The organism is Ruegeria sp. YTSA135, assembly GCF_059610165.1.
In genome coordinates this window covers 1-13417 of record NZ_JBXWNC010000024.1, presented here as the reverse complement: position 1 = coordinate 13417, position 13417 = coordinate 1, and the positions used below count along the sequence as shown (strand labels likewise).

Sequence of the window (13417 nt, the reverse complement as noted above, 5' to 3'; positions counted from 1 at the left end):
TCCAGGAGGAAAAGTAATGCTCACAAACGCCAGGCCAGAGACTCTGGCGCGTGGGGACGCAGCTCACCCGGTCGTTGCGGTTATCGATGATGATGCAGACCTGCGCCACACAGTTGCCGCTTTGCTTGAGGACAGTGGGTTCATACCGGTGGCCTTACCGGATGGTGCTTCGTTTTTTGATCTTGGACCAGCGCCTGGCGTCGATTTGGCATTGGTTGATTTACGCTTGCACGGTGAAAACGGCCTTGCCCTGGCGTTGCGCATTCGCGAACGCTTTGGCGTCCCTGTCGTGATGCTCACAGGACGCGGAGATGAGATGGACAAGATCATTGGCCTGGAAACCGGGGCTGATGATTACATGATGAAGCCATTCAACCCACGCGAGCTGATCGCACGGGTGCGCGCCGTGCTGCGCCGATCTGGTCATCCGGCCATGGTGCCGACGGATCGGTCCGGAAACCGTATTTGCAGTTTCGGTGACCTGCATCTTGATCTGACACGGCGGGAATTGTTTGGACCGGATGGCAACGAAATACCGCTGACCAACGCCGAATATAAGTTGCTGAACCATTTTGTACTTCACCCTGATCAAGTCATCTCGCGGGCTGACCTGCTGATGGAACTTGGCAACGACATTTCGTTGTATATGGACCGTACAATTGATGTGTTGATCTTACGTCTGCGCCGCAAGATCGAACCAGTGCCATCCAAACCTGTTCATCTTCAGACCAGACGAGGTCGCGGTTACATATTCGTAACCTCGAAAACATGAAGCGACGAATTTCTGTTCGCGCTCGGCTGTTGCTGGCGCTGACACTCCTGGCCGCAGCAACATTGACCATTGGTGCGATTGCATGGGTCGGCCTGACGAATGGGGCCGATCGACTGGATCGGTTGCATGGCGGTACCCTAACCGAGGTTGATCGCGCTCTGACATTGTCGCGGCAGGCGGCTGATCTGGCTACATTGGCCCCTTACTTGCTGACTTTGGACAGCACTTATCGGATAAGCACAGTCGGCGAGCAAGCCACCGCTCTGGTCGATGCAATCACGTCAGGGCTTCCTCATAGCGCGCGCTTGCGGGACCAGATGCAGAGGACACGACTGGCAATCAGGCAGGTCGTCCGCGAAACACGTCTGTCTGCAGGGCTGCGCGACGCAACCCTGCGGGTCAATGCCGAATTGGCACGAGCCGAACGGCGCTTTGCGGCACGTTCGGCCCGCTTGGACACACCATTGACCGAAAGACAGGATTGGTTGGCGTTGCAGCGGCAGGTCGCGGCCCTGCTAGGGGCCGGACGCGCCGAAAACCTGATCGGCGTCGGAGAGTTTCATCGCGAATACTTGGCGTTGTCATCCAAAAACACATCCGCAACCACGGCCGAGATTAATACCCAACAAAATCGGTTGAGCGATATCGCTATTGGCCCCGATGGGCTGTTCGAGTTGCGCAGGTTGGAATTGGCAAGCCAGCTTCGCGCCGAAGCGGCACTGGTACGCATTCGCGAGGGGGCCGCTACCGCTACGGCTTATGCCGTCTCTGTCACCAATGATGCGCAGAACACGATTGCTATCGAACGAAACCGGGCCACAACGGCGATTGGATTCACAAAAAGCACGATCCTGGTTGTCGGGTTGTGCAGCGCGATCTTGGCGCTTGTCGCAGCGTTGTATGTATCGGGTTACGTTACCGCGAATTTACGCGCCATTTCCAATGCGATGATACGCTTGGCCTCGGGAGATCGTCAAACCCGTCTGCCACGCGGCGAGGGATCGGGGGACGAGATCGGAAAGCTGCTTCACGCCTTTCGTTTCTTTCGCGCAAATGCCTTGCGACTTGACCGGTCAAGCCGGCAAATGGCGCGGCGAACGGCGTTGTTCGACAACATGATGGAAGGAATTAGTGACGGGGTGGCGATCCTGTCCGACCAAGGGACCGTTCTGACATCCAACCAACGCATGAGTGAAGTGTTACGCGTAGGGCAAGATCAGCTGTCGGGGCGGCCCTGCTTGCGGGATGTTATCGCCGCAGCGGGGTGGACGACGACCGTCGGGCCCAGCGGCTATGCTGAACTTTTTCTTGGCCCGTATCACTATGCTGAGTTGCGCGAAAGTGCCCTTCCGGGTGGGCAATCCGTTGTGCTGATTTCCGAGGCGACGGAACGGCGGCAGGTGGAAAAACGCCTTCAACAGATTCACCGTATAGAAGCGCTTGGTAAGGTGTCCGGAGAAGTGGCGCATGATTTCGGAAACATACTGTCCACTATTTCCGGCAGTTTGCACTTGATGGAAACCGCCGCGCCCGAACGGCAGAGCGAACTGCGTCAAATGGTTGTCAGTGCCGTAGAACTCGGCACTTCACTCACGCAGCGGCTACTGTCATTTGCGCGGCGCCAGCAGCTTGAACCTGAGACAGTTGAACTGAATGCTCTGGTCGAGGGCATGGGCGATCTTGTCGGCTTTGCCCTGTCAGATGAGGTTGAACTGGAGCTTTGTCTCCACCCAACTGCTCTATGGGTAAGGGTTGATCCAGGACAGATGGAAAGCGCCATTCTGAACCTTTGCCTGAACGCGGGACAAGCCATTGCCGGGACAGGACGTGTGTCGGTTGCGGTCGATGTTCACGATGGCCTTGCGCGCGTCATCGTGACCGATAATGGCGTTGGCATGTCACAGGATATCTTGTCCCACGCGATGGAACCTTTCTTCACAGCACGAGCGGATGGCACCGGCACCGGGCTGGGGCTTGCCATGGTGTATGGCTTCATTGGTCAGTCCGGAGGGGATGTTCACATCGACTCTAGCCCCGGTGAGGGTACGAGTGTAAGCCTGTCCTTACCCTTGCAAGCACGACCTGCAGAAGATGCACAAAACATTCGGTTGCCGCAATTTGAGAACGTGTTTCTTGTGGAAGACGACACTGCAGACATGGCCTATGCTTATGATCTGCTGAAAGGTGCCGCGAACAACCTGGCAGCTTTTGATGATGCGGGTCAGGCTTTGGAACAAATCGCGCAAGATTGCCCCGATCTCATACTGACCGACTTGAACCTGCATGGTCGGATTGAAGGCTGGCGATTGGCGCAAGCTGTTCTTTCCGCCTCGAAGACGTCGCTCGCGATTGTGGTATCGGGTCATTTACCGGACGTCACGCCTTTGACCCCGCGATATGGGAACCGATTGGCCGTAATAGAAAAACCCCTGACGGCGCAAAATCTGGTCCAAGCTTTTGATACTTTGACCACCAACCTAGGAAATATTGATGACACGGCAACCACAAGCGGTTCTGTTCGACTGTGATGGCACATTGCTGCTGACGGCTGACCTCCATTTCAAGGCGATTGAAAAAGCGATAGCGAATGAGGGCGCGAGGCTTCCAAAGGATTGGTACCTGGCCCGCACCGGCTTGGGACGCCATGACTTGCTGACAGCCTTCAACCGCGAATTCGCCCTTGAATTGGATGTCGCCAAAATGTGCACGGGGAGTATCGGAAATACACTTGCGATGGCTGGGCTGGCTTGTCCCAATCCCCCGGTTTATGATTTGGCACGACGCTGTGCAGGGCATATTCCCATTGCCGTCGTGACCAATAGCGAACGCAGGGTCGTCACCGCGCTGCTGAGCCAATCCCAGATTCTGCCCCTGTTCGACACGGTCGTCTCTGTCGATGACGTGCCGTTACCAAAGCCAGCGCCTGACATGTTCTTGCTGGCGGCAAACCGGTTAGCTGTGGATCCTGCCACTTGCCTGGTTCTGGAAGACAGTGATCAAGGGGTGGCTGCAGCGATCGCTGCGGGAATGGACGTTGTGGACGTTCGTCGAAAAGATGCAGTGCAAAAGTTGGAAGATCTTGGGCCGATGCCGATTCTGGATTGATACAAAAAAGGGCAAACGCGTCTTGCCGACGGTTTGAGCCTTCGGCCTTTATCTGCTTTCAGCGCCAAGCCCGTGCCACCGCGCCCAAGCGGTGGCACGGTTTCCCGATTAACGAGAGTGAACAGTCCAGAGATCCTGCCAGTCTTGTAGTTTCAGGTAATCTTGGTCCGTTGTGGCCGAATTCGTCACATGTAGCTGATCTACATAGTTGGTAACGCCGGAGCCTTCTGCTTCGGGCATGGGGGTATTGATGTTGGTCGCGATTTTACCGTCTATCAGCTGAGGTTCCATGCCCTCTCCACGCATCATGAAATGTACGAAGAGTTTTGCGGCGTTCGGGCTGTCTGTGCCGCTGGCGATCACAGCCACGCGCGGGGTCAGTTGCCCGGCAAACGGTTCCATCCCACCGCAGATCCCCATCTCGTAGCCATATTTCGCACGGAAGATTGCCGTACTGACGAAGCCAAAGTGCGGATCCTCAAGACCGGGCGTACCAACGGCGGGCCCAACTTCGCTGTCTTTGCGAGTGACGTTCGGGCCGTTTTCAGCGAACCGCTTGACCCATTCACTTGTCGCGCTCTGGACGTCATCCGGCAGATCAGTGCCGAAATGGGCCTGGTAAGCCTCGCGCATCGCGTCGTCATTGTGGGTTTCCAGTTGATTGAACCAGAACATCGTTTCGTTACGCAACAACGGATCCGGAATGCTGACACGGCCAGCCCATTCCGGTTCGGTCAGTTCCCAGATGTTTGAGACCGGGCAAGTCTCGCCGTATTTCTCGGTGTTGTAGGACCAGACCCACGGGTTCAAGCTTGTCACCGCCGGGGTTTGGTAGATGGCCGGTGTGGTATCAACAAGATCGGGTGGCATCCAGCTGACGCCTGCACCGGTCGGCAGAATTTGCGTGGTCACCGACGGTAGGTTGCTCATGTTGAAAACATCATGCGTGACGTTGCCAGCTGCGGCTTCGCGGTTAAGGATCAGCTCTTGCTCCTGACCGCCGAGTTTGACGCCCGTGGCTTCGATCCCGTAAAGCGCGGTGAAGTTTTCAGCCATCGTCTTGATTTTGCCGGTGGCGTCGACAACGATGATCGGCGGTTCATTCTTGGCGGCTTCAATCAAAGCCTCAAGCGAATAGTCTTCATCCGAAATGCCCAGTTCTGCTGCCTGTACAGCGGGCGTGGCAGCAAGCGCGGCCAACACTGCCCCGGAAAGTTTCAAAGTCTTGGTGTTCACGTCGTTCTCCTCTGTTGACGTTGGTTAATTTGTGGATCTCGGGTTGAGCCGATCTCCTTCGGCATCAAACGCGTGCAGGTCATCCCTGTTGATTGACAGCTGAACTGTTTGCTCCAACTCCAATCCCCGCACGTGGGCTTTCAGCGCGAACAGCCGATAGCCCGAGATGTTGAGTTCGATGATCCAGGTACCGCCTGTTGGGACGAGATCGACGATTTGTGCCGTACACGTAGGGCTGTCGTCGGTAGGCACACTGCCTTCGGGTACGAGGTTTATTGTTTCCGGGCGAATACCGACAGAGCTGACGATGCTCTCTGACAAAGACACAAGTGCCAGGTTCTCATCCAGCCAGTTTCCAATCGCGGGATTTTCCAATGTCGCCAACTCGATGATATTGATTGGAAAAGTCCCGACGAACTCTGCAACAAAGCGGTTTGCCGGGCGATCATAGATGTCTTCGGGTGTGCCAATTTGCTGAAGCCGCCCTTCGTTCATCACGGCGATCTTCGTCGCCAACGTCATCGCCTCCCACTGATCATGGGTCACGAAAACGAAGGTTGACCCAAGCTCTGCATGAATGCGCTTGAGTTCGGCGCGCATATCCAAACGCAGTTTCGCGTCCAGATTGGACAAAGGTTCATCCAGAAGTATGACTTCTGGGCTGACCGCGATCATGCGGGCAAGCGCAACCCGTTGCTGCTGGCCACCTGAAACCTCGGACGGATATCGGTTTCGGTATTTCTCGATACCCAGTTTTCTCAGGACGGTGTCAATGATGGATTTGCGCTGGTAGGCCGGTGTTTTCTTGATCTTCAGGCCGAACTCGATGTTGTCCTCAATCGTCATATGCGGCCACAGGGCATAGTTCTGAAACACCATTCCCAGATCGCGCTTTTCCGGTGGTACGAAAATGCCTTGAGCGTTGGAATCAACGACCTTGCCCCCGATCGCGATTTCGCCGGAAGACAGGTTTTCAAGACCCGCTATCATGCGCAGGGTCGTCGATTTGCCGCAGCCGGACGGCCCAAGCAGACAAAGAAATTCGGACGTTGGGATTTCCAGGTTCAAGTCGGCGACAGCGCGGGTGCTGCCTTGTGTGTATGCTTTGTTGACATCACGTATGTGAATACTGGTCATCCGTTATCCTCCGAGACCACTGCTGAGATTGCTTTTTCCGACCTTTTGGCCAAGCCATGTTCCGGTGAAGGCAATCAGGCAGATCATGATTGCGATTGCGTTCGCCGCCTGGGTGTATCCAAAGTCCACCAGGCGAACCGCGTAAGTTGTCAAAAGATCAGTGCCCGGGACGGCCAGAAGAATGACCAGGCTCAGCCCTTTTATCCCCGAGATGAAGGGCAGCAGGATTCCGGAAACCAGGGCACCACGGTGGATGGGCAGGACGACAGTGATTGCACGTCGCCACCACCCGGCACCGGCGATCTGGGCTGCCTCTTCGGGATCGCGACCCATTTGCATCATGGCGGCGATGCCAGCCCTAGACGCAAAGGGCATCTGGCTTGCCAGCAGCGCAATGACCAGGATGTATTCAGTGCCATAAAGCGAGGGTACGGGGCCACGCGGTACGGCAAACATCGACAGGTAAGCAGCAGCAAACGCCACGCCCGGCACAAGATAAGGTAAGAAGGTGACTTGTTTCAGGAAGGACCCAAGAAACAAAAACGGAGAGCGGACCACGATGTAACCCACCACCAAGCCCAGCAATCCAGCGCCAATAGAGGCCAGTCCAACCATCCAGACCGTATTCCAGGCGGCAACCCAGAAGTCCTGGGTAAGAAGCAGACCTTGCGGCATCGCCGTTGTCAGAAGATCACGCCCAATCCAGTAATCGAGCGTAAAATTCTCCATCTCGAACACGCCCGGCATGTGCATCACGGTGGTCAGGAACAATGCCCCCAGCGGGATGACGGCGCTGATCAATACGAAGAAACCGGCGAAACAAAACGCAGGCAGGCGCCATCTGTTAAGCTCGCTGATGCGGTGTAGCGACCCTTTGGACCCGATGGTAACGAACCGCTGGGCAGATTTCAGAAGCTTCATGTCGATCAAAACCGACGTGGCCCCCAAGATGACAATCGCGCCAGCTAGAACAGCCGACATTCCGGCTTGACCCGTCGAAATCGTTCTGAGCAAGGAAGTTGACAGCAGATCCAGTTTAACCGGGGCACCACTGATGTAGGTGACCCCGACATCCCCCAGGCATTTTGCAAAAACCAGTGTCGAGGCCGAGATGATCGAAGGGCGCAGCAGGGGGAAGATCACCTTGCGCGCGACCAACATCGGGTTGGCGCCCAAGGTCCGCGCGGCCTCTTCCAGCTGGCTGTCAAATTGCTTCAGGGCGTTACCCACAAGCAGTATGACAAACGGCACATAGTGAAGGGCGAGGATAACGGTGATTGGCAAAAAGCCATAGGCCAGCCAATCCGGGGGTGTGAAACCCATGCTTTCCAACCAGCCTGACGGACCGCCCAGCTTCCGGTTTCGGAAAATCGCCATCCATGCCAGCGCGAAAGTCCAGGACGGCACCATGTAAGGAACAATCAGCGCGGTTGAGAACCAGCTGCGGCCCGGAAGATCGGTGCGGCTTACCAGCCAGCCAAGCAAGCCCCCGACAACAAGCGTCACAATGATGACGGACACGGAAACAAGCGCCGTATTCACGAGCGGTTTCCAGAAGATATAAGTAGAGATCGGGGAAAGCAGCGCGCGCTCGAAATAGTAGGTCGTCAATTCGCCAGCAGATTTGCCGGTTCTGATCTGGTCGGCAAAGTCGACAGTGATCGCATCCCAAAGCATCAATAGCACCGGGGCCAGGATCAAATAGGCGGCCAGAATGGTAAGCACCACACCCAGAGCAACTGTTGGATTCGTGGCCCAGGATCTGGACTTGTAGAGGGTTTTACGCAGTTGGCGACGCAGCCCGGGTCTGGTTTCTAGTGGAACTTCAGGATGGCTCACGAATGGTTTTCCTTAGAATCATGACAAATGATCCCCGCCAGCGCCGCAGCACTGCTTTAAGCATCAGGGAGTGAGGGTAAGTGGACGGGACGGATTAGTTCTGCATGGCGATGCCACTTTCCAAAACTGCACGCACGGACAGCCAATCCTTTTGGTAACTCACAGGTACAAATCGGGTATCGCCCTGGAATTCTTCGACCATTAGGGGCGAGAACTCGAAGGAAAAGAAGCATTCGCGCAGCGTGTCCTTCAAACTTGGCTCCAGATCATGGGCATAGGCGAACGAGGATGTTGGGAAAGAAGGGCTGGTGAACAGGACTCTGAAATCTGCGCGGTCAATCCGGCCGCGCTTGGCCATGCGTTCAAATACATCTGACGCCACAACCGCCATGTCGTAGTCGCCGCTGAGCAGGCCCAGGATGGATTGACCGTGCCCGCCGGTCATTATGGGGGTGTAGTCCTCAAATGGTGTCAGATCGTTTTCAGGGAAATAGTGCAGGGCTGAACTGTGACCGGAGTTCGATTGATAAGAGGTATGCGCAATCCTGTGACCACCAAGCTCTTTCAGGGATGTGAAGGCGCTGGAACTTCGCACAATCGCAATCGAGGTGTAGCGTCGAACGCCACTTTCAGTACCCTTCGCCGCAAAAGGATGTGCTCCTGCTTGCCGGACGGCGGCCACTGTTGCCCCCGTCCCGAACCCTGCAAAATGCAGTGGCCCGCGCTGCAAGGCAGCGATCTGGGCTTCTTCGGACTGCACCGGATAGTAAATAATCTGGCGCTGGGTGCATTCCTTTAGATGCTGCGTAAACGGACGGAAGAGTTCCGCATAGATCGTGGGATCTTCGATTGGTGCATAGGCCCAAACCAACGTTCCCGGATCGCGCAAAGCCGAATTTTTTGCGGGCGGATCGGCAAGAAGATCACAATCCAAATCCGAATAACGCGACAGCAACTGAGCGTTCTCTGCGCACTCAGCTGCGGCTGCGCCGCCTGTCACTGCCGCGATAAGCGCGAAATACCCAAGGAGAATATTGCGCAATATTTTTGGTGGCGCTAACATTCGGGGCGTTCAACCTGCATTTCTGGCTCCACGGCTACGATGGTGATTGAATGGGATAATGCACAGCTAACCTGTCAGAGTCCTGTCAAGTAAGGAGCTTGAGAATGAAAGTTTTAGTGATCGAGGATAACGAGGATGTTGCGTTCGCCGTCAAAGAGCGCCTGAAATCCCGTGGAAATATGGTTGACCATTCCCCTGATGGCAACGAGGGGTACGAACTTGCGCGGACCGGCGATTACGATTGCGTGTTGCTCGATATCAACCTGCCGGGAAAAGACGGTTTTTCTGTCATGTCGAAGCTGCGGAAAGACAACATCGAAGTCCCCATCCTTGTTCTGTCCGCGCGGGGCGAATTGCATGACAAGATAGATATGTTGGATTTGGGCGCGGATGACTACATGGTAAAACCTTTTGCCCTGGATGAGGTCGAGGCGCGGCTGCGCGCGATCTCGCGCCGTCAGACGGGACAGGTGGATTCAGTGCTGGAAGTAGGCGGTTTACAGATTGATCAATCCAGCCGGTCAGTTCTGTTGAATGGCGAAGCCCTGGACGTGGGGCGGCGGGAATTGCAGCTGCTTGAGTACCTGATGCAAAACAAGGGCAAGACGCAAAACAAGGAAAGTTTGGTATCCAAACTTTTCGGGTTTGACGAAGCGGGTTCACCAAATGCGATAGAATTGCTGGTATCCAGGCTGCGTCGAAAGCTGGTTGGTGCAAACGTACAGATTCTTACACGGCGCGGGGTTGGATACCGATTGGTGGACCTTGGCGACGATGGTTCGTGAATGAAGCTGAATTCGATACAGGCAAGGCTGGTTTGCTATTCCACGCTTGTGTTCTCGGCTTTGACGCTAATGTCTGGCGTGTTTGTTTTGAAGGTTTCGACACGTGCGGCAGATGAAGCTTATGACCGTGTGCTTGGCGCCGCCGCACTTTCGATTTCAGAGGCCATCACGGTGCGCGATACCTACGCCAGTGTGGATTTGCCATATGCGTCATTTGCCATTCTTGGAACGTCGGGACGTAACAGGATTTTCTATCGTATAGTGAACCCCAAGGGTGAGCTTGTAACAGGCAACCCGGTTCTGGGCATCGATCAAAACTTGCTGGCCCAAGATCAAACCCGATTTTTTGACAGTTCGTACAGGGGTCAGACAATTCGAGTGGCGCAGGTGGCGCAATACCATCAGGGCCGAGCAGGAGGCGGGTGGTTCAACGTCTTTGTAGGTGAAACACGTGAGGCACGTGATCTGCTTTCACGCAGGATAGCGGGATTTGCGTTGTTCCCCGCATTTGCGGCGATCCTGGTGGCCGTAGCCCTTCTGATCTTGGCCATTCGATCCTCATTCCGACCTCTCAATCGTATTGAAAATATGCTTAAAAATCGCAGTCCGGCAGATCTGTCGCCAATCAAACCGGGCGTTCCCTCAGAGGTTGAGGCGCTTGTTGATGCGATCAACAATTTCATGGTACGCCTCGAAGGCGCGCTGGCAGGGCTACGCCGTCTGTCTGCCGATACTGCGCACCAACTCAGAACGCCGTTGGCAGCGATGCGCGCAGTGTCCGAGCTGGCGCTGGATGGAAAGCCACCGCCGCCACATGAGGGCTATGTTCAGCGCATTCACTGGAATGCCGTTGTTGCCTCTGACTTGGTCGACCAATTGATGACAGAGGCACGGTTGCTGCATTCCATGGAGTCCGGGGCTGTTGAGCACGTGGACCTTGTACAGGCAACGAACAACGTCCTGCGTCGGGTCCGCAGCGAGTGGTGGAAGACGCCAGTCGCCCCCACTCTTCGGCTGGAATACGGCAGACTGGCGAACACTACCATTCATTGCAATCCGGTTGCGCTGGGAGAGTTGCTCAAGAACCTGGTCGACAACGCGATCAAACACGGCAAAGACCCAGTCACCATCGTTCTGAGCGACCGCGCCGATCAAGTGATCATTCAAGTCAGCGACCGGGGAAACGGGATTGCCAAAGACCTGCGCGACCAGGTTTTTGAAAGATTCGTGAAAGGGCCCGAGGCCAGGAATGGCTCGGGTCTGGGTCTTGCGATCGTTCACCAGATCATAGAGGCCGTAGGCGGTGAAATCCGCTTGACCAACAGAAAAGCAGGCGGGCTGACGGTAGAAGTGCGTTTGCCCAGATGGCCGGCAGCAAGGCAAAAGTATGGGCATTAGATCAATAGTTTGCCGGTGGCTGATACAAGTGGCGCTTGCTGCACTTTTGGCCTCGGCGGTATCGGCGCAGAACGTTCGGGGCGCGTTTTCGGTCGTAGGAACGGCACCGGCCTCTCTGTTGGAACCACTGTTCGCGCATGCAAACGAACGATCTGCCGGGACGGATATCAGGTATACCCAAATGCGGCTGAGCGACATTGTCTCTGCGCTTGCAGGGGAAAAACCCAGCCCGGTCACAATGGATATGGCGCTGTTGCCGACGCCGGATCTGGGCGTGCAGCTCGCCAACGAAGGCAATCTGGCCCGTATTCCGGCCCTACCGGCGCAGCCACATGATAGCCATTGGCGGCAAGAAGTTTTTGCCGTTTTCTATGACCCCGCTGTATTAATTGTGCGCGCCGATCGCCTGGATTTGCAGGACTTGCCAAAGAACAGGCAAGCGTTGGTTGGGTTTCTTGAGGCCAACGCAGACACACTGCGAAACAGGGTCGGGCTGGTAAACATAGGCACCGCGCCGCAAAGCTATGGTTTTGCTGTTCAGGATCAACTGAGATCCCTTCTTTATTGGCAACTCACACAAGCAATTGGCGATCTGAACGCACACGTTTTCGAAACCAACCAAGAAATCGCGGCGGCCCTGCAAGCCGGGCAAATCGACTTGGCTTACAACGTTCCACTGTCTCATCTGGCGTTTGCCGAACTTAACGACTTTGAAATCATAACGATGGAAGATTACACGGTGGCTTTGCCTTGGGTAGCGGTGGCGCCTCAGACCGCGCAAAAGCGTGCCGTAGCGGATGTTGTCACGCGTCTTCGGCACAGCAGTGAGTTGGTTTATTTTCCCACTTTAAATCGAAAAAAGTCCAATACGATGTCTTGGCGCCACGAATTTCAGCGCGTGAAACTGGGCCCGGAGTTACTGGTGTTTCTTGATCCCCTCAAGAAAACAACTGTTCTTGAAAGCTGGTTACCAGCTGTAACGGGGCAATAGGTTTTCAATCTGCGACTTGGGCCAAGTCACGCCAATTCAGGAAGGGTTGTTGACGTCTTGATGTGCCCATGCGTGGCACGAATGCAGAGGGATTTGCCAGAGGTCGAAAGCATCGGCTCTGGCGTGGCGGCATGAGATGGTGGAGAGCCGATATCGACGGGTGCGGAAGATTGTATTGATCAGGTCGTGGGCGGCGCGTCACCGGCGTTTGATCGGCTGGGGCGCTGCGATTCAGTGTAAGCAGCCTTCCGGCCCTTAATGGTGACCACCTCATCGCCTTTCAGGTTCAGAGTCCTGCGGGTATCTCCGTTCTGGAACTCAAAAGGGATCACCCCCATGCCCGCAAGGTTTGAGCGGTGGATACGCTCAAAGGTCTCGGCAATGACTGCCTTGAGGTTCTGTTGCAGTCTTTTGAGAACGGTGACCTGTTTTAGCGATTGCAGTGGAGCTAAGCGGCCAGTTCTGCGAATTGACGAAGAGGACAGATTCGGGGCGTGAACTGACCCTTATGGATCATGTTCGCGACTTTGATTCCGTCCAGCGTTGCAACTTTTGAAGCGAAGGCCTGGAAACCCAACATCGGTCGAGTGCGCCGCTTTATGAAACAGTGGTCCTGCTCGACGATATTATTCAAGTTTCTTCGCCTCACCAATTCGATCGGAATCGGTCAGGCGGAAATACCTCAATAACATCATTGAACAGGATCACCGTTGCGTTAAACGAAGGATCAGACCCATGCTGGGCTTCAATTCTTTCGCTTCAGCCGCATCTGTCCTGACAGGCATAGAACTGATCAACATGATCCGCAAAGGTCAATTCACGCCCGGACTCCGTCCGTTTCAGCAGTTTATCCAGCTGGCGGGATAACCGCTTCTCCCGTTTCGTCGATTCAGCCCTCAAAGAAATTTGCAACAGAACCTTGCCGAGAGCCTGTATTTTCTTGTCGAAGGAATTCCTTAAGGCTAGAAAGAGTCGGCTGGCTGTTGTCACCGTCCGCGCGGCTCAACCGACACTTGTCTTTTACCATCATGGTGGTCACACTGCTTTCCACCATCGCCATGGTCGCCTATCCCGCCGGGCTTTTGGCCCTT

General features: G+C 55.3%; 10 protein-coding genes and 3 pseudogenes. 7 read left to right on the top strand and 6 right to left on the bottom strand.

The genetic code is table 11. From position 1 onward, the window contains the following. The first annotated feature begins 16 nt into the window (after positions 1-16). From AC2FIT_RS20815 to AC2FIT_RS20805, 3 genes are read left to right on the top strand one after another with little or no spacing between them, the layout of a single operon-like run. On the top strand, positions 17-772 hold the full coding sequence (locus tag AC2FIT_RS20815; RefSeq protein ID WP_496832108.1) for a response regulator: 756 nt from the start codon (positions 17-19) through the stop codon (positions 770-772). Next, the gene (locus tag AC2FIT_RS20810) at positions 769-3300 is read left to right on the top strand and encodes a sensor histidine kinase (RefSeq protein ID WP_496832106.1); all 2532 of its coding nucleotides are present in this window, start codon (positions 769-771) and stop codon (positions 3298-3300) included. The genes AC2FIT_RS20815 and AC2FIT_RS20810 overlap by 4 nt, the downstream gene beginning before the upstream one ends. Further along, positions 3263-3877, top strand: a complete 615-nt coding sequence (locus AC2FIT_RS20805) for an HAD family hydrolase (protein WP_496832104.1) — start codon at positions 3263-3265, stop codon at positions 3875-3877. Before AC2FIT_RS20810 ends, AC2FIT_RS20805 begins: the two co-directional genes overlap by 38 nt. 108 nt (positions 3878-3985) lie before the next feature. On the opposite strand, the gene AC2FIT_RS20800 is transcribed toward AC2FIT_RS20805, so the two are convergent. The 4 genes from AC2FIT_RS20800 to phnD form a co-directional block, all read right to left on the bottom strand. Then, on the bottom strand, positions 3986-5113 hold the full coding sequence (locus tag AC2FIT_RS20800) for an ABC transporter substrate-binding protein (RefSeq protein WP_496832102.1): 1128 nt from the start codon (positions 5111-5113) through the stop codon (positions 3986-3988). A 24-nt stretch (positions 5114-5137) separates the two neighbouring features. Continuing rightward, entirely contained in the window at positions 5138-6250 is a 1113-nt protein-coding gene (locus tag AC2FIT_RS20795) for an ABC transporter ATP-binding protein (RefSeq protein ID WP_496832100.1), read from the bottom strand. A gap of 3 nt (positions 6251-6253) precedes the next feature. Next, positions 6254-8089: an ABC transporter permease gene (locus AC2FIT_RS20790; RefSeq protein ID WP_496832098.1), complete on the bottom strand. Its 1836-nt coding sequence runs from the start codon at positions 8087-8089 to the stop codon at positions 6254-6256. 94 nt (positions 8090-8183) lie between these two features. Next, positions 8184-9131, bottom strand: coding sequence for a phosphate/phosphite/phosphonate ABC transporter substrate-binding protein (gene phnD / locus AC2FIT_RS20785; RefSeq protein ID WP_496832096.1), 948 nt, complete (start codon positions 9129-9131; stop codon positions 8184-8186). Between the two features lie 125 nt (positions 9132-9256). Here phnD and AC2FIT_RS20780 point away from each other — a divergent pair, with 125 nt between their 5' ends. The 3 genes from AC2FIT_RS20780 to AC2FIT_RS20770 are packed head-to-tail and all read left to right on the top strand — an operon-like array spanning position 9257 to position 12326. After that, positions 9257-9937, top strand: a complete 681-nt coding sequence (locus tag AC2FIT_RS20780) for a response regulator transcription factor (RefSeq protein WP_496832094.1) — start codon at positions 9257-9259, stop codon at positions 9935-9937. Then, a complete protein-coding gene (locus AC2FIT_RS20775; protein WP_496832092.1) occupies positions 9938-11335 on the top strand; it encodes a sensor histidine kinase in 1398 nt (465 codons plus the stop codon). After that, on the top strand, positions 11325-12326 hold the full coding sequence (locus AC2FIT_RS20770) for a hypothetical protein (protein ID WP_496832090.1): 1002 nt from the start codon (positions 11325-11327) through the stop codon (positions 12324-12326). The genes AC2FIT_RS20775 and AC2FIT_RS20770 overlap by 11 nt, the downstream gene beginning before the upstream one ends. Before the next feature lie 250 nt (positions 12327-12576). Here AC2FIT_RS20770 and AC2FIT_RS20765 read toward each other — a convergent pair. Beyond that, positions 12577-12721 (bottom strand): annotated as a pseudogene (locus AC2FIT_RS20765) (hypothetical protein); the annotation flags it as partial. Between the two features lie 53 nt (positions 12722-12774). Further along, positions 12775-12963 (bottom strand): annotated as a pseudogene (locus tag AC2FIT_RS20760) (DDE-type integrase/transposase/recombinase); the annotation flags it as partial. Between the two features lie 23 nt (positions 12964-12986). Between AC2FIT_RS20760 and AC2FIT_RS20755 the strand changes: the two are divergent. Continuing rightward, positions 12987-13193: pseudogene (locus tag AC2FIT_RS20755) on the top strand (DDE-type integrase/transposase/recombinase); the annotation flags it as partial. Between the last annotated feature and the right edge of the window lie 224 nt (positions 13194-13417).